We start from the raw sequence: 16,838 nt of genomic DNA, 5'->3' as shown, positions 1-16,838 counted from the left end.
GTGGCCGCGACCTCGTTCACGGTGGACTCGGCCACGCAGATCACGGCGGTCGCTCCGGCGCACGCGGCGGGTGCGGCGGCGGTGACCGTGACCACGCCCGGCGGGACCAGCAATCCCGACGACCCCCAGGCGTACTTCTTCTATGCCGCCGCGCCCCTGCTGACCGCCGTCACGCCCGGCTCCGGGACCACGGCGGGCGGCACCACGGTGACCCTGAACGGCATCAGCCTGCTCGGGGCGACGGCGGTGCGTTTCGACGGGGTGGCCGCGACCTCGTTCACGGTGGACTCGGCCACGCAGATCACGGCGGTCGCCCCCGCGCATGCGGCGGGTGCGGCGGCGGTGACGGTGACCACGCCGGGCGGCACCAGCAACAGCGTCGGCTATGTCTACCTCACGCCCCCCGCGCTGGTCTCCCTCGTCCCCAGCCAGGGGCCCACCAGTGCCGGCACCGTCATCACCCTGACCGGCAGCAACCTCGCCGCCACCAGCACGGTCCAATTCGGCTCCACCCCGGTGTCGTTCACGGTGATCTCGGGGACCCAGGTCACCGCCGTGGCCCCCGCGGGCGCGGCCGGACCGGTCACCGTCACGGCCGGTACCCCGGCCGGCACCAGCAACCCCCTCACCTACACCCGGATCCCGGCCCCCGGCATCTGACGCCGGCAAGTCCCGGATCGGCCGGGGTGGATGGCTGCGGCATGAAAGCTCCGTCCACCCCGGCGCTTTCGCCGAGAGGTTTTCTGGGGGCTCTCCGAGATTTCCGCGCTTTCCGAGCTTTCCGCGATTTCCGAGATTTCCGCGGTGATTTCGCGGCGCATTTCCGCGACGGGGTGAAGCCGCGTCAGCCGGTGCCGCGAACGGCACCGGCTGAACGGATCCAACATCCCACCGGGGGTGCCCATCGCGGTATGCCGAACGGTCACACGTGCTCTTCCGGAAAGCCGCGAGTGGCCCGACTGCCGCATCCCCCGGAGAGAATGGGCGGCCCACCGGTTGGATCCATTCCAGTAATCCATTCAAGCCAAGACGGCGGCAAGTGCCTGATGGGTATGTCACACGAACGGCCCAGCGCACTGTTCACGCCCCCTCACCCGTCCGGATCCCACTGGATGCGAACCCCCCACGACCACGATCAAGTTGGACTGTCGAGGGCGGTGTCAGGGCCGTACGCCCCGCCGAACCTCCGCGTAGGGCCCCGGTTCAGGAGACCGCCGTCCAGCAGACGAACAGAGGGAGAACCGGTGCTGACCGTGAAGAACATGCGCGCCCTGGCGCTGGCCGCACTGCTGAGCATGTCCGCTTCGGGCATGGCCGCGCCGGCTGCCGCCCAGAGCCTGCCGGCCCGCGCAGCGGCGGTGCCGTGCGGAGACACCGACGAGTTGATCGAGCAGATCGACAACGCCAACGCCCGAGGCAGCGGAGCGATCACGCTGGCGACGGGCTGTGTGTACGACCTCACCTCCGCGGCCGTCCCCACCGGCCCCTACGGCGCCGACGGACTTCCCCTCATCACCGGGAACGTGACCATCGTCGCCGCGTCAGCCACCATCACCCGCACGTCGGCCACACCGTTCCGGATCGCGGAAGTCGCCCCCCGGGGATCCCTCACGCTGAAAGGGATCACCCTGTCCCACGGCAGTGCCACCTCGGACCCGGCCACCGTCGGCGGAGCTCTCCTGACCCGGGGGAACCTCACACTGCTCAGCAGCCGGATCACCGACAACACCGCATCCGGCTCGGGCGGCGGCCTCGCCGTGGCGCCCGGCGCCGCCGCCTACCTGGCCAGCAGCGTGGTGTCGGGGAACACCGCCTCCGACGGCGGCGGAATCCACGTCGACACCGGCGGCCGGCTGACCGCCAACAGCGTGTCCCTCACCGGCAACACCGCGACCTACACCGGCGGGGGACTGGCCACGCACGGAACCGTGCTTCTCAACAGCGGATCCATCCGCGAGAACGAGACCCTCACCTACGAAGGCGGCGCCGTCTACACCGCCACCGGGCCGCTGACCGTCAACGGCACCCTGATCCAGCAGAACGATGCCGCCTCCTACGGAGGAGGCATCGCCAACTACGGCAGCGTGCTACGCCTGCTGGGCACGACCGTGAACGGCAACACCGCAGCCCTCGACGGCGGCGGGCTGTACAACCAGACCGGCACCTCCCAGCTCATCGGCGGCAGGGTCACCGGGAACGAGGCGGGCGGCCAGGGCGGCGGTATCTTCCGCAACGGCGGCTCGGTCGCCCTGGTGGGCACCCCGGTCACCGGCAACGCCCCCGACAACTGCGCCCCGGCCGGCGCCGTCCCCGGCTGCCCGGCGAACGCCTGACGAAGAGGGCGAACGAACGAAGGGCCGTGCGGATCTCCAGGGGTCCGCACGGCCCTTTTCCGGCTGCCGTAAGGGTTCCGTCAAGGGTGGGCGGGCCGCCGCCAGAGACCCGTCAACGGGGGCCGGATCCGGTCGGAGCGGCGATTTCCTGGAACCGTCCGTCCTTCCTCCGAACCCCTTCCAGGAGCTCCCGGTGGCCGATTCGGCCTTCGTCGTCATCACGCTCGCGGTCTTCGCGCTGCTGGCCCTCGTCGCCAAGGGGGTGACGAAGCTGTGACCGCCGAGACCGCCGTCGGCCTGGTCGTGGCCGTCGCCCTGCTGGGCTATCTCGTCCTCGCCCTGATCTTCCCGGAGAGGTTCTGAGCACGGCCATGGGTCCCGTACTCGCCGGCGTGCTCCAGTTGCTGGCCCTCACAGGTGCGCTGGCGCTCGCCCACATCCCCCTCGGCACCTACATGGCCAGGGTCTACTCCGCCCAGAAGCGCTGGCGTATCGAGAGGTGGATCTACCGGGGCATCGGCGCCGACCCGGACACCGAGATGCGCTGGCCGGCGTATCTGCGCGGGGTGCTGGCCTTCTCGGCGGTCGGAGTCCTCTTCCTGTACCTGCTGCAGCGGGCGCAGGGCGCGCTCCCGTTGTCGAGATGAACAACTCCCTCGTGAACACCGTCCGGTTGCTGGGCGCGGGCCTGCGCGCCCTGCTGGTGCTGACGCTCGTCACGGGCGTCGGCTACCCCCTGGTCGTCACCGGCATCGCCCAGGGGCTGTTCCCCGGCCGGGCGAACGGGTCCGAGATCGAGGCGGACGGCAGTGTGGTCGGCTCCGCCCTGATCGGACAGCAGGGCTACGGCCCGGACTACTTCCAGCCGCGCCCGGCGAACGGACTCGGCACCAACTCGGTCAACACGCGGTACAAGCTGATCCTGTCCGGTGCCACCAACCTCTCCGCCGACAGCGAGCAGCTCCTCAGGTCCGTCGAGGCGGCGAAGGCCAGGGTCGTCCGGGAGAACTCGACCTCGGACTACCGGGTGAAACCGTCCCAGGTGCCCGCCGACGCGGTCACCTCCTCCGGCTCCGGGCTGGACCCGGACATCTCCCCGCAGTACGCGCGGATCCAGGTCCACCGGGTGGCCGCCAGGAACCACCTGCCGGTCGCCGCGGTCGAGAAACTGGTCGAGGACCACACCCGGGGCCGCACCCTCGGCTTCATGGGCGAGCCCCGCGTCAACGTCCTCGAACTCGACATCGCGCTGGAAAAACTCGTGTCGAAGGACTGACACGGGGTTGTCATGCCTGATCGGCGCATGTCCCGGGCCGGGCGGGTTACCCCGGAGGTATGGGACGGACATCGCGGAACGATCAGCCGGAAGAACCCACGCAGCTGCCGAAGCGGTCGTGGCTGGCGGTGCTGAAGGGCACGGTGAAGGAATTCAAGGACGACGAACTCACCGACCGTGCCGCGGCGCTGACGTACTACGGCGTGCTCTCGATGTTCCCGGCCCTGCTGGTTCTGGTCTCCCTGCTGGGCATCGCCGGGGAGTCGGCGACCCAGCAGGTCATGGACAACATCAGGAAGCTGGCCCCGGGCTCGGCCCGGGACATCATCGGCAACGCGGTGCATGAGCTGCAGGGCCGGGGCGGCATCGGCTCGGTCATGGCCGTCGTGGGCATCCTGCTGGCGGTGTGGGCGGCCTCCGGCTACATCGCGGCCTTCATCCGTTCGGCCAACGCGGTGTACGACATCCCCGAGGGCCGCCCGGTGTGGAAGATCCTGCCCGTCCGGGTGGGGGTGACGGTGGTCCTGCTGGTGCTGGCGGTGATCAGCTCGCTGATCGTGGTGTTCACCGGTGGCCTGGCCCGCCAGGCCGGTGCGGCGCTGGGATTCGGCGACGCGGCGCTGACGGCGTGGTCGATCGCGAAGTGGCCGGTGCTGGTCGTGCTGGTCACGATCATGATCGCGCTGCTGTACTGGGCGACCCCCAACGTCAAGGCCCGCGGTTTCCGGTGGATCACGCCGGGCAGCGTGCTGGCCCTGCTGATCTGGTTGATCGCCTCCGCCGGGTTCGCGTTCTACGTGGCGAACTTCGCCTCGTACAACAAGACCTACGGCACGCTCGCCGGTGTGATCGTCTTCCTGGTGTGGCTGTGGATCAGCAACATCGCGATTCTGCTCGGTCTGGAGTTCGACGCGGAACTGGCCCGCCAGCGCGCCGTCGCCGGAGGGCTCCCGGAGGACGCGGAGCCCTATCTGCCGCCCCGTGACACCCAGGCCTGGAGCGAGGAGGACCAGCGCCGCATGGAGGAGAGGGAAGAGGAAGAGGAGGAGCGGCGTCACACCACCGAATGAGGGGCTCGGCAAACGGCCGCTCACGGTTCGCGGTGTTCGTGCGCCGCGCGCTCCAGGTCCGCCGCCTCCGCCTCGGCCAGCCGGGTCTCCGCCGCCACGTCGATCGAGCGGGTCAGCAGCCAGTAGAGCAGCGCGGAGACCGGAAGGCCGACGAAGAGGGAGACGTCGGCTCCGTCGAGCGCCTTCGCGACCGGGCCGACGTACAAGGTGCCCACGGAGAAGAACGGCACCATGACGGCGAACCCCACCAGATAGGCGATGATGCCGTGCCAGCCCCAGCGCCCGTAGATGCCGCGCGGGTTGAAGATCTCCGCGACGGCGTAGTGCCCGCGGCGCACCACGTAGTAGTCCATGAGGTTCACCGAGGTCCACGGGATGAAGAGGTAGAGCACCAGCAGCAGGAAGTTGTTGAAGTTCGCCAGGAAGTTCGAGGTCGCGGCCAGCGCGCCGACCAGGGAGAGGACCGCGGTGAGCCCGATGGTCACCAGCCGCACGGCCAGGGTCGGACGCACCCGCCGGAAGGAGTCGATGGCGCTGATGAGGGTGAGCGACCCGCCGTACATGTTCAGCGCGGTGACGGACACCAGGCCGAGGGTGGCGAAGAGGAGCACGATCGAGCCGAACCCGCTGAACACCTTGTCGCCCGCCGCGTTGATCGAGCGGATCGTGTCGAAGTCCTTGCCCGCCCAGGCGGCGAGCAGCGCCCCGAGCACCATCAGCCAGATGCCGCCGAGCGCCGATCCGAAGTAGGTCCAGTAGAAGGTCTTGCGGACGGTGACGTCCGGCGGGAGGTAGCGCGAGTAGTCCGAGACGTAGATGGCCCAGCTGATCTGGTAGCCGGCCACCACGCCGAACTGGGCGAGGAACGGGGTCCACGCGAAGCCGCCGAGGTCGAAGGAGCCCGGCGGGTAGTGCAGGGTGACCAGGACGCCCACGGTGAAGACACCGAAGATGACGACGAAGGTGTACGTCAGGACGCGCTCGGCCTTGTGGATGACGTCGTAGCCGACCAGCGCGACGACGAACGCGACGGCGGTGACCACGACCACCCACAGCTTGACGCCGCCGTGCAGTGTGCTGTGCAGCGCCTCTCCGGCGAGGATGGTGTTGAAGACGTTGAACCCCGCGTACTGCACGTAGGCGAAGAGCCAGACCAGCAGGGCACCGACGTAGCCGAACTGGGGCCGCGACTGGATCATCTGGGGGAGTCCCAGCTGCGGGCCCTGGGCCGAGTGGAATGCCATGAAGAAGGTGCCGATGACGGTTCCGGCGACGATCGCGAGAAGCGACCAGATGAGGTTGCCGCCCTCGGTGATGCTGATCAGTCCCACCGCGAGCGTGGCGATCTGCGCGTTGGACATGAACCACAGGGGTCCCAGATGCCACAGCTTGCCGTGCCGCTCGTCCAGCGGGACGTAGTCGATGGAGCGGATCTCCAGGCCCGTCACCCGGGGAGCCGATGGGCTGGTCATGGTGCCTCCGGAGTGCTCGTCCGCCCCCGTGGTCATGTTCTTCCCCCCAGGGCGCGGATGCCAGTCCGCTGCGCGGGGGCACCGTGCGGGTCCCGGCGGGTGGCGCGTGTCGGCGCAAGTGGGCCGGGTACTAGGAGTACCCGGCCGACGCCCCGGGCCGTACGGGGTTGTCCGGGGGGCCGGGCGCGGCGATGGGAGTGGTCATGACGCAGAACGGGGAGGACGTGACGCTCGCCCGGCGACGGGCGGAACTCCGCCTGGCGGCGGAGGACTCCGGACGGGCACCGGCACCCGCCGAGCCCGTACCGCACCCGCAGGCACGGGAGCTGCCCCAGGACCGCAGCCAGGCGATCCTGGAGGCGGCCAAGCGGGTGGGCGCGGTCCTGAAGAAGAAGGGGCACGACTTCGCGCTGGCCGGGAGCGTGGCGGTGTACGCACACGGCGGCAGCCGGCACCTGCAGCACGACGCCGACTTCTGCATCCTGCCCGAGGACGCCGAGGCGGTCGCCGCGACGCTGCGGGAGGCCGGGCTCGGGGTGCGCACGCCGCCGGAGGACTGGCTGCTGAAGACCACCTGCTTCGGGCAGGACGTCGACATCATCTTCGAGCTGGCGCACCGGCCCGTCACCGCGGACATGCTCCGGCGGGCGCAGGACATCCCGGTCGACTCCGTGCACATGCCCGTCCTGGCGCCGACCGACCTCATGCGCAGCCTGATCACCGCCTTCTCCGAGCACCACTGCGACTTCGGGACGGTACTGCCCGTCGCCCGCGCGCTGCGCGAGAAGGTCGACTGGGAGGACGTACGCAAGAGCTGCGGGGAACCGATGCCCGCGGCCTTCCTCTTCCTCCTCGAACGCCTGCACGTCATCGAACCGCAAGAGGAGCAGCCATGACCGACCAAGGCGCCGTCCACGCGCCTGGCGCTCCGGTGCCCGAGCACCTGGACTACCGGGTCGCCCACCTCGCCGACCGGCTGGCCGCCGGGCCCCTCGGGGAACTGGGCGTCCGGGCCGAGATCCGGGGCGAGGCCGTCCTGCTGACCGGCACGGTGCCCTCCGCGCAGTGCCGCGACGACATCCTCCGCCAGGCCCGTGCGGCACTTCAGGGGCATCCCGTCCACTCGGACATCTGTGTCGCGGGGACCTCCTCGCCCGGTGAGGCGGAGGAGCTCGCATGATCCGGGTCGCGGCCGTCGGAGACATCCACATGGGGCCCGAGAGCCAGGGAACGCTCCGGCCCTCGTTCGAAACACTGCCCGAGTGCGCCGACATCCTGCTGCTGGCCGGGGACCTCACCCGGCACGGCACCCCGGACGAGGCCCAGGTGGTCGCCCGGGAGATCAAGGACCTCGGGGTGCCGGTGGTCGCGGTGCTGGGCAACCACGACCACCACGACGACCGGCCCGAGGAGGTCAGCGCCATCCTCCGGGACGCCGGCGCCCATGTGCTGGAGGGGCAGGCGGTCGTCGTGACCGGTGGCGACGGGCACCGCATCGGTGTGGCCGGCACCAAGGGGTTCGGCGGCGGGTTCGTGGGGCGCTGCGCCGGGGAGTTCGGCGAGCCGATCATGAAGGAGTTCGTCCGGTACTCGCGGCGGTGCGCGGACGCCCTGCGCGGTTCCCTGGAGGAACTGGACGGTTCGGGCTGCGACGCGCGGATCGCGCTGACCCATTTCTCGCCCGTGCCGGACACCCTCGCCGGGGAGCCGCTGGAGATCTATCCCTTCCTCGGCAGCTATCTGCTGGCCGAGGCGATCGACACGGGCGGCGCCGACCTCGCGGTGCACGGGCACGCGCACGCCGGCACGGAGCACGGGATGACCGGCGGGGGCGTGAAGGTGCGCAACGTGGCTCAGCCGGTCATCGGGCGGGCCTTCCACGTCTACCACCTGCGGGAACGGGAGCCGGTGGGGGCGGCCGCGGAGGGTGGGGCGCTGCCCGGCTGAGGTGGGGTGTGGCCGACGACACGTCATCGTCCGGGGTCCGGCCGGGCTACCGTTTTACGGAAGTCCCCTTTTCCCGGTAGCCCCTCGGACGGCCTCGCAGTGCTCGCAGACCTCTCCCCGCTCATAGCGGCGACCGCCCAATGGCTGACGCGCGCCTACCCGCCCAGCGGCGGGGCGATGGCCTCCGCCCTGTGCGAGGTGCAGGCGCGGCAGGCCGTCACCGTCGCCGCCTGGCTGCGCTACCCCACCGCCATGGACGCCGGCCTGGTCGGCATGGCCGGTCCCGGTGGCTCGGCCGCGCTGGACTGGATCACCGGCGTGACCGTCTGCGACGCCGACGAGCCGGAGACCTGGGCCTGGCGCACCTGGGTGGACGAGGTCGTCGCCAGCTGGGCGGCCGGGCTGCTCACCGACCCCGGACTGGCGGCCCTCGCGGTCGCCGCGCTCGCGGACGGCGAGCACACCACCGGTACCCCGGTCGAGTTCCGCCGCCTGATCGACCCCGACGAGGCCGACCGCCGCGCCGCCGCCCTCCTGCGCCACCCCGACCTCCTCGCCCCCGTGACCGAGCTCCACCACGCCCAGCTCCTGGACCGCCTCAGGCCGGCCCGCCCCCTGGTGGCGTGACGCGCCGACCGCGGAGCACGCACGGAAAAGGCCCGCCGCCCACGCGACGGGCCGTCCCCGCACCGGCCGTGAGGTCCGGCCCCGACGTCAGTCCATCTTGCCGCGCCCCGACAGCGCGTCCCGCAGCCGGTCGACCAGTCCGGCGCCCGGTGCCAGCATCTTGTTGGCCGGGGGCTTGTCCGGGGCGGCCGGGTGGGGCCGGGTCGGCGCGATCTTCTTCGCCTGGCGGACCTTGTCCCCCAGCTCGTTCAGCGCGTCCGCGGGACAGGCCGCGCGCAGCCTCGGGAAGAGGTTCTGCTCCTCGTCCGCCACGTGCATACGGATCTCGCTCATCAGCGAGGTGATCAGCCGGTCGAAGTCGGGGTGGTCGGCCTCACAGCTCTCCAGGTCCTTCATGAGCCGCTCGGCCTTGGCGTGGTCCTCGAGCTCCTTGTCGGCCAGGGTGTCCCCGCCGTCCACGTGCTCCCGCACGGCCGGGTACAGATACGCCTCCTCGGCCACCGAGTGCCGCACGAGTTCCATCGTGACCTGGTCGGCGTACACCTTGCGCTTCTTGTCACCGGACGGCAGGCCCTCGATCTTGCCGAAGAGCTCCTCGACCTCCCGGTGATCGGTCACCAGTTCGTCGACGACGTTTCCACCGTGTCCCATGTCCTTCACCTCCAGCGCCCGAGTGCCCGGCGACGGTCGGGTCACACGAACCACGCGTACGGCCGGACTCCCGCCGTGGTGACCGGCGGCACCGGTGCGGACGGTCACTCCTCGGACATCCGCTCGCCCGTCTGCTGCGTCCAGGTCCAGGCGTACTGCAGCCAGTCCGCCACCGTGAGCGCGCCGAGGCCGCCGCAGACCAGTCGGGTGGCGCGGGGCGCGGAGGCGTAGCAGCACACCAGCACGCCGGCCAGCCAGGCCGAGGTGCAGAACGGGCAGGACACCAGTTCCCCGACGGCCCGACGGACCCCGCTGCCCCGGGGCTCGTCCGTGACCTCGCTCGCCTCGTCGTCGGAGCGGCGGCGGGTGAACGGCGCCCGCACGAAGCTGGTGACCTTGTCCCTGGTCAGCAGCCGGGAACCCTTGTATGCGGCCGCGCCCATCAGGGCCACGTCCCAGGGCGGCACCCGCTCGGGCAGCCGTACACCGCGGCGACGTGCCACCGCCGCGAACACGGCGGTGCCCGCCGTGAACGCGCCGGCGAGCAGGGCGTAGCCCGCGAGGGGCTCCTCGCCCTCGTCGTCGTACCGCACGGCGTCCGTCGTCATGGCACCTCCCGGAGAGTGTCCGCCCTTCCCGGCGGGCTGGCCCCGAGTTCCCCCGGGCACGGGCGTGACACGTCGGCCGGGCACCGGCGCGGGCGGCGGCGGTCCTGAGGCGGGGTGCGGTCCGACCGCCCATACTGTTCCTACGTACGGATCCGCGCCCGATCCGCGCCCGATCCGCGCACGAAGCCCTTCCCCGGATGATCCCGCCGCCCGCGGCGCTGTCCCGGACCCCTGTCCGGTCCCCCTCGCCTCCTTCGCCTCCTCGGACAAGGAGTTCCGGATGACCCAGACCCAGCGTCCGTCGCCCTCCCCGTCGAATCTGCGGATCGGCCTGCTCGGCTCCTACGGCGGGTGCAACATCGGCGACGAGGCGATCCTCAAGTGCGTGCTGAGCTGTCTGCGCGCGCACCGGCCGGACGCCCGGCTCGTCGTCTTCAGCCGGCACGCCGACCACACCCGGCTGCACCAGCCGCAGGCCGACGAGGTGGTGTCCTGGGAGGGCGTCCCGCAGAAACCGGTGCTCGACGCCCTGGCGAGCCTGGACCTGCTCGTGCTCGGCGGCGGCGGGATCCTCTACGACGGGGAGGCGCGGCGCTATCTGCGGCTGGTGCGGGCGGCACAGGAGCGCGGAGTGCGCACCTTCGCCTACGCCGTCGGCGCGGGCCCGCTGCGCGAACCGGACGACCGTGAGGCGGTACGCGACGTCCTTCCCGCGATGGACGAGGTCGTCGTCCGCGACGAGGAGTCCCGGCTGGTGCTGGAGGAGGTCGGCATCGAGCGCGAGCTCACCGTCACCGCCGACCCGGCGCTGCTGCTGCCGCCGGAACCCTTCACCGAACGGATGATGCGCCGGGAAGGCCTCCCCGTCGGCACCCGCCTGGTCGGGATGTCCGTACGGGAGCCGGGCCGGGCGGCGGAACACCTCGACGAGGCGAGCTACCACGCGCTCCTCGCCGACGTGGCGGACTTCCTGACCCGCCGCCTGGACGCGCATGTCGTCTTCGTACCGATGGAACGCCAGGACGTCCATCACGCGCACGGCGTGCTGTCCCGGATGAGCGCCCCGGACCTCGGGCGGATCCTGCACAACCCCTACAGTCCGGGCCAGGTGCTGGGCTTCATGCGCCACCTCGACCTGGTCGTCGGCATGCGCCTGCACTTCGTGATCTTCGCGGCGGTCACCGGGCTGCCCTTCCTGCCGCTGCCGTACTCCGGCAAGGTCTTCGACTTCGCGCGGCGCACCGGCGCCCCGGCGCTGGTCGGCGTGGCCCGGGAGCAGGCCGGACTGCTCCTCGCCGAGGTGGACCGGCTGTGGGACGAGTTCCCCGAGCGGCGCGCGGACCTGAGCACCCGCGTGGCCGGGCTGCGCGCGCTGGCGGGGGAGACCTGCATCCGATGCGGCGACCTCCTCGACTCCCTCGACGGCGGGCCGCGCGAGGCCGGCCGCCATCGCGAGGCCGACCTGTGCCTGTTCACACCGGGAGCGGCTCCGGTCCGGGTCGACGGGAGATAGCGATGCCCCTCCTGGAACAGCCGCGCCATCCCCGGACCGTCACCCTCCCGCCGCGCCCGGCCCGGCACGGCGGCCGGACGGACGTCCTGGTCGTCGGCGGCGGCCCGGCCGGTACCGCCGCCGCTTACGCGGCCGCCGACGCCGGCGCCGACGTCGTCCTCGTGGAGCGCTACGGCTTCCTCGGCGGCAACGCCACCGTGGCCCTGGTGATGCCGCTGATGTCGTTCCACAACGAGCACCGGCAGGCCGTGTTCACCGCCCCCGGGGAGGAGGGCGACTCGCTGCTGCCCGGCGACCACGGCGAGGGCGAGGCGGTGGTCGCCGGTTTCCTGTGGCGGCTCCTGGACCGGCTCACCGAGCGCGGCGGCATCATCCCGCCCTCCCTGAAGACCGGCTACACCGTGCCCTTCGACCCGGAGGTGTTCAAGCTCGTCCTCCTCGACATGCTCGACGGGGCGGGCGTGCGCCTGCTGCTGCACGCCTTCGCCTCCTCCGCGCTGCCCGTGGACGACGGCTGGCGGGTGGTGTTCGAGACCAAGTCCGGCCCGGTGGTGATCGACGCCGGGGTCGTGGTGGACGGGACCGGCGACGGCGACGTGGCCGTCGCCTGCGGGGCGCCCTGCGAGGTCGGACGCCCGGAGGACGGGCTCGTCCAGCCCATGACACTGATGTTCCGGATGGTGGACTTCGCACGGCCGCGGTTCGCCGAGTACGCGCGGGCCCGTCCCGACCAGTGGCGCGGCGTGCACGGGCTGTGGGACCTGGTCGAGGAGGCCGCGGCGGCGGGCGAACTGCATCTGCCGCGCGAGGACATCCTGTTCTTCGGCACCCCGCACCCCGGCGAGGTCAGCGTCAACAGCACCCGCGTCACCGGGGCACTGGGCATCGACGTCTGGGACCTGACCCGGGCCGAGTGCACGGCCCGCCGCCAGATGGCCGAGATCGACCGCTTCCTGCGCACCCGCGTCCCGGGCTTCGAGGACGCGTACGTGGCGCAGAGCGGCACCCAGATCGGCGTCCGGGAGACCCGCCGCGTCCTAGGCGACTACCAGCTCACCGGAGACGACATCCTGCGGGCCCGCGCCTTCCCCGACGTCGTCGCGCACGGCGCCTACCCGATCGACATCCACAACCCGGAGGGCACCGGAACCGTCCTCAAGCGCGTGCCACGGGGGCGCTTCTACGACATCCCGCTGCGCTGCCTGCTGCCCCGCGACACGGAGCGGCTGCTGGTCGCCGGGCGCTGCATCTCGGGCACCCACGTGGCGCACTCCTCGTACCGCGTGATGCCCATCGCGATGGCGACCGGGCAGGCCGCCGGTGTCTGCGCCGCGCTCGCCGTCCGTCTCGGCCGGCGCCCCCGCGAGGTGCCCCACCGGGTCGTCCAGCAGGAGCTCCTGCGCCAGGGCGCCCGGCTGCGCTGCGAGGCCGCCGACCTGATGCCGGCGCCTCAGTGAGCGGGCGCGGCCCCCGCCGGGGACGGCTCCGGGACGGGGCCGGGCTCGGGCGGCAGGGGGTCGGGGGGCGGGGTGGGCGAGGGTCCGGGCGGGGGCTCGGGCACCGGCCTCGGCATCGGCGGTCCGGGGGCCGGATCGGGGTGGCCCGGTCCTGGCGTGGGCGGAGTGGGCTCCGGCGGTACGGGGATGGGGGGCTCGACCATGGTCGCCTCCTTCGTGGCTTCGTACGGCACTGCGTACCCGGTGTGCGGGTACAGGGTGCAGTGTGTTCCCCATAAGCCGGGCGTCACGCCCGACGCCCGTCACGGCCCGGGGAGAGCGAGCCTGTCCGGCTTCCCGTCCGGCGGGTCGCGCGGGCCGGCGGGCGATGTCGCCCGCAGCGTGGAAGGAGGGTGCGCCGTGACTCGTACGCGTGCCGGCACCGAACCGGCCACCGCCCGCAGCGCACTGCGGCTGCGCCTGCTGCTCTCCGCCGTCTTCCTGCCCGTCTTCGCCGCGGCGACCGCCGTGTTCGGCGTCTGGGCGGCGCGCTCCGGGCCCGGCGACAGCCCCGGCCGCGGGGCCCTCGTCACCCTGGCCGCCGTGTGCGGGGTACTCGCCCTGGCCGCCGCGCTGGACCTGGTGGTGGTGACGGCCCGGATGCGGCGGGAGGAGGACGAAAGGTTCCGCTAGTGGACCGGGTGCCTGCTCAGGATCGACACCCGGTTGAAGGCGTTGATGGTGATCGCCACCCAGATCACCGCGGATATCCCGTCCTCGGTGAACACCTGGCGGGCCCGGTCGTAGGCGGACTCCTGCGCGGCCGTGTCGGAGGGGTCGGTGACCGCCTCCGCGAGCGCCAGCGCCGCGCGCTCCTCGGGCGTGAACAGCTCGGTGTCCCGCCAGGCCGCGAGCACGCCCAGCCGCCGCGTGGTCTCGCCCCCGCGCAGCGCCGCCCTGGTGTGCAGGTCGAGGCAGTAGGCGCAGCCGTTGATCTGGGAGACGCGGAGGTTGACCAGCTCCACCAGCGTGCGGTCGAGCCCCGCCTCGGCCGCCGCCGTGCGCACGGCCTCCGAGGTCTGCAGCAGGGCGTGGTAGGCCTTGGGGGTCTGCTTGTCGAGGTAGATCCTGCTCAACCTGGTGCTCCTCGGGTCCGGCGCTGAAACGCACTGTTCGTTCGCCATGAAACCATCCGGCGCGCTGTGAGTTCTCCCACCCGCTCTTGCCGGAGAGAGGAAGGCCTACCTACGTTCGGTCGCATGTCCCCCCATGACCCCATCCTTCCTGGCGAAGCGGGCGACCCGGTCGAGTTCGCCGTCGATCTGAGCGCACACGAGATGACCCGGCGGACCCATGTGCTGGCCGCCCTCGGTCCCGACTGGGACCCCGTCGCGGCGTTGCGCGGCGAGGAGGAGGCACACGACCTGCTGTACTCCGGCCTCAGCCCGGAGCAGCAGCGCCTGTACGAGGAACTGGTCGCGGCCGGTGTGCTCCCGCGCCGAGGGGGCGGCGATGCTGCCGCTTGACCCGCAGGCCGACATCGGGCGCCGCGCCTGGGTGGACTGTCCGAACTGCGCCGACCATCGCGGGTGCGCCGCGTGCGAGCAGGGGCGTACCTGCTCCGAGCACTGGCGCTATCTGCTGTCCAACACCGGCAGCCTGCTCCACCTGCAGTGCCCGTCGTGCACCCACATCTGGACGCACGAGACGCATTTCGGCGCCACCCGCTCCCCCTGGGACGGTGCCACCGGCGGGTGACGGGTCGCCCGCTGTTTCGAATGCACGGGTCTCGTCAATCAGGGGGGTCCTCTTCTCTTGAATGCGTCAGGGTTACCTCCTCCCAACGCATTGAAGGACGAACCATCGTGCACCATCTCGCCCCGAGCGCGATTCTGGTGGCCAGTCTGCTGGCTCATACCCGGACGATCGCAGTGTGGGTCCGCGACCGCTCCCGTCAGCGGCTGAACTGTGCCGTGCTGCGGGAACTCGCCCGCACCGGCGGCACAGTCCGCGAAGAACACCGGACACGTGGCGGTGCAAGCCTGGTCTGGGAGCTCCGACTGCCCCGGCCCCGGACCCGGCCAGGTGCCCGGCGGGGGCCCGCGGCGCCGCACAGGGGCCGGCTTCGCCCGCCCCGCCGTCCCAGGTGCAACGCCGTCGCGGGCGGGGGCCGGTGACCGGGAAGAGTCCGTCCGGCCCGCCCGTGGAAGGACCCGATGCGGCGTTCGAGAGATTCTTCGGTGACCACTACAAGAACGCCGTGACCTTCGTCCTTGTGCGGTCACCGTCCGCGGACGCGGAACACATCGTCGAGGAGGCGTTCTACGAGATCCTCATCCGATGGAACGAGATCGACAATCCAGTCGGTTATCTGTTCAGGATTCTCCGGAACAGCGTCTCGGGCGATTACCGACGGGTGGAAAGGGAAGCCAAGCTGCGGGAGGAGATCGGCGCTCTCGCTTCGCACGTGACCGGCCAGGACCCGCTGGACATGAAGATCGCCTATGACGACGTCATGTACGCCTTCCAGCTGCTTCCACGGAAGATGCGCGACATCGCCGTGATGAGATGGATGCTGCATTGGACACCCGAGGAGATCGCCGATGAACTCGGGGTCTCCCGCTCCACCGTGACCACGCACCTGAGCCAGGCCTCCAGGCGACTGCGGAAGACATTCGACACCACACCACCCAGTGGCAACCGGGAGGGGGAACGATGACCGAGGAGAAGCACAACGCGGAACCCGAGGACCATCTGGACCCTTCGGTCGCCGACCGGCTCGCGGCGGCGGAGGCCTACCTGGGCGCCCACTTCTCGCCGCTCTCCGCCGAGGCTCAGGCGGCCATGCTCACGCGGGTGAAGCAGCGGGCCGCATCCCGCGCCGTAGCGGCCTCGGAGGCGGTCCCCGCCGTGCCGGCGGCGGCCGCCGCGCATCATCAAGCAGGGGGCGTCGCGGTACTCACTCGCCTTCGCCGTACTGCCTTCGCCGAAGCCCTGGAGACCGAGGACGACGGCAGCGGGCGGTCCGCCGACGAAGGGACGGAGACGGGGGCGTTGCTGGCCCTGGTGACCGGCCTCGGGGAGTTGCCGCGTCCGGAGCTGGACCCCGAGGTCAAGGTCGTGCAACGGGCCCAGTTGGTCGCGGCCATGGAGGCCATGCTGTCCGAGGTCGACAGCGGTCGTGGTGGCGGTCGTGGTCTCGGCAAACTCAGGCCTCGTTCCCGGTGGGCCCGCGCTCTCGCCTCCGCCGGCCTCTGCATCGGCGTCGCGGCCGGTGCCTTCGGCGGTGTGGCCGCCTCGAGTACGGACGCGCTGCCCGGTGACTCGCTCTACGGCTTGAAGAGGAGCCTGGAGGAGACGCGCCTCGGCCTGGCAGCGGGTGACACGGACCGTGGGGAGGTCTATCTCGACCTCGCTTCCACACGGCTGCGGGAGGCCCAGCGCCTCATGGACCGCGGCTCCGGCGGCGAACTCGACGAGAAGTCCGTGCACGAGATCGGCGAGGCGCTGTCCGACATGCGGCGGGAGGCCGCCGAAGGCCGGCGGCTGCTCGGGGCCGCGTACCGCGAGGACGGCTCGCCGCAGCCGATCGAGGTGCTGTCCGCCTTCTCCCGCACCCACCGCGCGAGCTGGACCGAACTGCGCGACCGGCTGCCGTCCCCGCTCACCGGCGTCGGCGAGCGGGTCACCGCGGTCTTCGACGCCATGGACCGGACGGTGGAGCTCGGCCATGGTGCGCGGCGGACGGGCGGAGGCGACGGCTGAGGGGCCTCGGGCCGGGTTGTGACCACAGCCCGGCCTGATCGGCCGCGGCGCGGTGGCAGCAAAACAGGGATTCTCCCGGCCGACGTCATGCGGTCCGCACATAATGGGCCAACAGGAGGCATCTCCGCCAAAAACGAACA

21 protein-coding genes and 1 pseudogene are annotated in these 16,838 nt (G+C 71.6%); 17 read left to right on the top strand and 5 right to left on the bottom strand.

Going from position 1 to position 16,838, the window contains the following annotated elements:
* The 6 genes and pseudogenes from ACZ7L0_RS00170 to ACZ7L0_RS00145 all read left to right on the top strand — a co-directional run.
* The coding region (locus tag ACZ7L0_RS00170) for an IPT/TIG domain-containing protein (protein ID WP_471240094.1) at positions 1 to 660 on the top strand (660 nt) is incomplete at its 5' end.
* A 584-nt stretch (positions 661 to 1,244) separates the two neighbouring features.
* Complete coding sequence (locus ACZ7L0_RS00165) at positions 1,245 to 2,333, top strand: right-handed parallel beta-helix repeat-containing protein (protein ID WP_471240093.1); 1,089 nt, start codon at positions 1,245 to 1,247, stop codon at positions 2,331 to 2,333.
* Between the two features lie 273 nt (positions 2,334 to 2,606).
* Positions 2,607 to 2,696 carry a K(+)-transporting ATPase subunit F gene (kdpF, locus tag ACZ7L0_RS00160; RefSeq protein WP_471240092.1) on the top strand — a complete coding sequence of 30 codons (90 nt, stop codon included), beginning with the start codon at positions 2,607 to 2,609 and terminating at the stop codon, positions 2,694 to 2,696.
* 8 nt (positions 2,697 to 2,704) lie between these two features.
* Positions 2,705 to 2,968: pseudogene (locus ACZ7L0_RS00155) on the top strand (potassium-transporting ATPase subunit KdpA); the annotation flags it as partial.
* An 8-nt stretch (positions 2,969 to 2,976) separates the two neighbouring features.
* Complete coding sequence (locus tag ACZ7L0_RS00150; protein ID WP_471240091.1) at positions 2,977 to 3,609, top strand: potassium-transporting ATPase subunit C; 633 nt, start codon at positions 2,977 to 2,979, stop codon at positions 3,607 to 3,609.
* Positions 3,610 to 3,668: 59 nt separating this feature from the next.
* A complete protein-coding gene (locus ACZ7L0_RS00145; RefSeq protein ID WP_471240090.1) occupies positions 3,669 to 4,679 on the top strand; it encodes a YihY/virulence factor BrkB family protein in 1,011 nt (336 codons plus the stop codon).
* A gap of 20 nt (positions 4,680 to 4,699) precedes the next feature.
* Here the strand turns inward: ACZ7L0_RS00145 and ACZ7L0_RS00140 are convergent, their stop codons facing one another.
* A complete protein-coding gene (locus ACZ7L0_RS00140; RefSeq protein WP_471240089.1) occupies positions 4,700 to 6,151 on the bottom strand; it encodes a purine-cytosine permease family protein in 1,452 nt (483 codons plus the stop codon).
* A 203-nt stretch (positions 6,152 to 6,354) separates the two neighbouring features.
* Between ACZ7L0_RS00140 and ACZ7L0_RS00135 the strand changes: the two genes are divergently transcribed.
* The 4 genes from ACZ7L0_RS00135 (at position 6,355) to ACZ7L0_RS00120 (ending at position 8,725) form a co-directional block, all read left to right on the top strand.
* Entirely contained in the window at positions 6,355 to 7,047 is a 693-nt protein-coding gene (locus ACZ7L0_RS00135; protein WP_471240088.1) for a nucleotidyltransferase family protein, read from the top strand.
* On the top strand, positions 7,044 to 7,331 hold the full coding sequence (locus ACZ7L0_RS00130; RefSeq protein WP_471240087.1) for a BON domain-containing protein: 288 nt from the start codon (positions 7,044 to 7,046) through the stop codon (positions 7,329 to 7,331). Before ACZ7L0_RS00135 ends, ACZ7L0_RS00130 begins: the two co-directional genes overlap by 4 nt.
* Positions 7,328 to 8,098, top strand: a complete 771-nt coding sequence (locus tag ACZ7L0_RS00125; RefSeq protein WP_471240086.1) for a metallophosphoesterase family protein — start codon at positions 7,328 to 7,330, stop codon at positions 8,096 to 8,098. The genes ACZ7L0_RS00130 and ACZ7L0_RS00125 overlap by 4 nt, the downstream gene beginning before the upstream one ends.
* Positions 8,099 to 8,197: 99 nt before the next feature.
* Positions 8,198 to 8,725 carry a hypothetical protein gene (locus ACZ7L0_RS00120; protein WP_471240085.1) on the top strand — a complete coding sequence of 176 codons (528 nt, stop codon included), beginning with the start codon at positions 8,198 to 8,200 and terminating at the stop codon, positions 8,723 to 8,725.
* An 87-nt stretch (positions 8,726 to 8,812) separates the two neighbouring features.
* Here ACZ7L0_RS00120 and ACZ7L0_RS00115 read toward each other — a convergent pair whose 3' ends face one another.
* Both ACZ7L0_RS00115 and ACZ7L0_RS00110 read right to left on the bottom strand, forming a co-directional pair.
* Entirely contained in the window at positions 8,813 to 9,376 is a 564-nt protein-coding gene (locus ACZ7L0_RS00115) for a hemerythrin domain-containing protein (protein WP_471240084.1), read from the bottom strand.
* Between the two features lie 104 nt (positions 9,377 to 9,480).
* Entirely contained in the window at positions 9,481 to 9,984 is a 504-nt protein-coding gene (locus tag ACZ7L0_RS00110; RefSeq protein ID WP_471240083.1) for a DUF1360 domain-containing protein, read from the bottom strand.
* Positions 9,985 to 10,264: 280 nt separating this feature from the next.
* Here ACZ7L0_RS00110 and ACZ7L0_RS00105 point away from each other — a divergent pair, with 280 nt between their 5' ends.
* Positions 10,265 to 11,497 (top strand): polysaccharide pyruvyl transferase family protein, encoded by a 1,233-nt coding sequence (locus ACZ7L0_RS00105; RefSeq protein ID WP_471240082.1) that lies wholly within the window; start codon positions 10,265 to 10,267, stop codon positions 11,495 to 11,497.
* Positions 11,498 to 11,499: 2 nt separating this feature from the next.
* A complete protein-coding gene (locus ACZ7L0_RS00100; protein ID WP_471240081.1) occupies positions 11,500 to 12,954 on the top strand; it encodes an FAD-dependent oxidoreductase in 1,455 nt (484 codons plus the stop codon).
* Here ACZ7L0_RS00100 and ACZ7L0_RS00095 read toward each other — a convergent pair.
* Positions 12,948 to 13,157 carry a hypothetical protein gene (locus tag ACZ7L0_RS00095; RefSeq protein WP_471240080.1) on the bottom strand — a complete coding sequence of 70 codons (210 nt, stop codon included), beginning with the start codon at positions 13,155 to 13,157 and terminating at the stop codon, positions 12,948 to 12,950. The two genes, ACZ7L0_RS00100 and ACZ7L0_RS00095, sit on opposite strands and share 7 nt — an antisense overlap.
* A gap of 196 nt (positions 13,158 to 13,353) precedes the next feature.
* On the opposite strand from ACZ7L0_RS00095, the gene ACZ7L0_RS00090 reads away from it, so the two are divergent.
* Positions 13,354 to 13,626 carry a DUF6343 family protein gene (locus ACZ7L0_RS00090; RefSeq protein WP_471240079.1) on the top strand — a complete coding sequence of 91 codons (273 nt, stop codon included), beginning with the start codon at positions 13,354 to 13,356 and terminating at the stop codon, positions 13,624 to 13,626.
* On the opposite strand, the gene ACZ7L0_RS00085 is transcribed toward ACZ7L0_RS00090, so the two are convergent.
* Positions 13,623 to 14,117 carry a carboxymuconolactone decarboxylase family protein gene (locus ACZ7L0_RS00085; RefSeq protein ID WP_471240078.1) on the bottom strand — a complete coding sequence of 165 codons (495 nt, stop codon included), beginning with the start codon at positions 14,115 to 14,117 and terminating at the stop codon, positions 13,623 to 13,625. The genes ACZ7L0_RS00090 and ACZ7L0_RS00085 overlap by 4 nt on opposite strands.
* Before the next feature lie 75 nt (positions 14,118 to 14,192).
* Here ACZ7L0_RS00085 and ACZ7L0_RS00080 point away from each other — a divergent pair, with 75 nt between their 5' ends.
* The 4 genes from ACZ7L0_RS00080 to ACZ7L0_RS00065 all read left to right on the top strand — a co-directional run bounded on the left by ACZ7L0_RS00080 (position 14,193) and on the right by ACZ7L0_RS00065 (position 16,698).
* Positions 14,193 to 14,459: a DUF6400 family protein gene (locus ACZ7L0_RS00080; RefSeq protein WP_471240077.1), complete on the top strand. Its 267-nt coding sequence runs from the start codon at positions 14,193 to 14,195 to the stop codon at positions 14,457 to 14,459.
* Entirely contained in the window at positions 14,446 to 14,691 is a 246-nt protein-coding gene (locus ACZ7L0_RS00075) for a hypothetical protein (protein ID WP_471240076.1), read from the top strand. Before ACZ7L0_RS00080 ends, ACZ7L0_RS00075 begins: the two co-directional genes overlap by 14 nt.
* 445 nt (positions 14,692 to 15,136) lie before the next feature.
* The gene (locus ACZ7L0_RS00070; RefSeq protein WP_471240075.1) at positions 15,137 to 15,652 is read left to right on the top strand and encodes an RNA polymerase sigma factor; all 516 of its coding nucleotides are present in this window, start codon (positions 15,137 to 15,139) and stop codon (positions 15,650 to 15,652) included.
* A complete protein-coding gene (locus tag ACZ7L0_RS00065) occupies positions 15,649 to 16,698 on the top strand; it encodes a DUF5667 domain-containing protein (RefSeq protein WP_471240074.1) in 1,050 nt (349 codons plus the stop codon). The genes ACZ7L0_RS00070 and ACZ7L0_RS00065 overlap by 4 nt, the downstream gene beginning before the upstream one ends.
* The last annotated feature ends 140 nt before the right edge of the window (positions 16,699 to 16,838 follow it).

This window comes from Streptomyces sp. NPDC039424, assembly GCF_055639495.1.
Note: the sequence above shows the minus strand (reverse complement) of the source record. Positions and strands in the feature narration are given on the sequence as shown.

Excerpts from the sequence above, each read along its gene's own strand:
- ACZ7L0_RS00065 (WP_471240074.1), top strand. The coding sequence starts at position 15,649 with ATGACCGAGGAGAAGCACAACGCGGAACCCGAGGACCATCTGGACCCT.
- ACZ7L0_RS00080 (WP_471240077.1), top strand. The coding sequence starts at position 14,193 with ATGTCCCCCCATGACCCCATCCTTCCTGGCGAAGCGGGCGACCCGGTC.
- ACZ7L0_RS00130 (WP_471240087.1), top strand. The coding sequence starts at position 7,044 with ATGACCGACCAAGGCGCCGTCCACGCGCCTGGCGCTCCGGTGCCCGAG.
- ACZ7L0_RS00095 (WP_471240080.1), bottom strand. The coding sequence starts at position 13,157 with ATGGTCGAGCCCCCCATCCCCGTACCGCCGGAGCCCACTCCGCCCACG.
- ACZ7L0_RS00140 (WP_471240089.1), bottom strand. The coding sequence starts at position 6,151 with ATGACCAGCCCATCGGCTCCCCGGGTGACGGGCCTGGAGATCCGCTCC.
- ACZ7L0_RS00115 (WP_471240084.1), bottom strand. The coding sequence starts at position 9,376 with ATGGGACACGGTGGAAACGTCGTCGACGAACTGGTGACCGATCACCGG.
- ACZ7L0_RS00145 (WP_471240090.1), top strand. The coding sequence starts at position 3,669 with ATGGGACGGACATCGCGGAACGATCAGCCGGAAGAACCCACGCAGCTG.
- ACZ7L0_RS00150 (WP_471240091.1), top strand. The coding sequence starts at position 2,977 with ATGAACAACTCCCTCGTGAACACCGTCCGGTTGCTGGGCGCGGGCCTG.
- ACZ7L0_RS00100 (WP_471240081.1), top strand. The coding sequence starts at position 11,500 with ATGCCCCTCCTGGAACAGCCGCGCCATCCCCGGACCGTCACCCTCCCG.
- ACZ7L0_RS00085 (WP_471240078.1), bottom strand. The coding sequence starts at position 14,117 with ATGGCGAACGAACAGTGCGTTTCAGCGCCGGACCCGAGGAGCACCAGG.
- ACZ7L0_RS00125 (WP_471240086.1), top strand. The coding sequence starts at position 7,328 with ATGATCCGGGTCGCGGCCGTCGGAGACATCCACATGGGGCCCGAGAGC.
- ACZ7L0_RS00075 (WP_471240076.1), top strand. The coding sequence starts at position 14,446 with ATGCTGCCGCTTGACCCGCAGGCCGACATCGGGCGCCGCGCCTGGGTG.
- ACZ7L0_RS00105 (WP_471240082.1), top strand. The coding sequence starts at position 10,265 with ATGACCCAGACCCAGCGTCCGTCGCCCTCCCCGTCGAATCTGCGGATC.
- ACZ7L0_RS00110 (WP_471240083.1), bottom strand. The coding sequence starts at position 9,984 with ATGACGACGGACGCCGTGCGGTACGACGACGAGGGCGAGGAGCCCCTC.
- ACZ7L0_RS00135 (WP_471240088.1), top strand. The coding sequence starts at position 6,355 with ATGACGCAGAACGGGGAGGACGTGACGCTCGCCCGGCGACGGGCGGAA.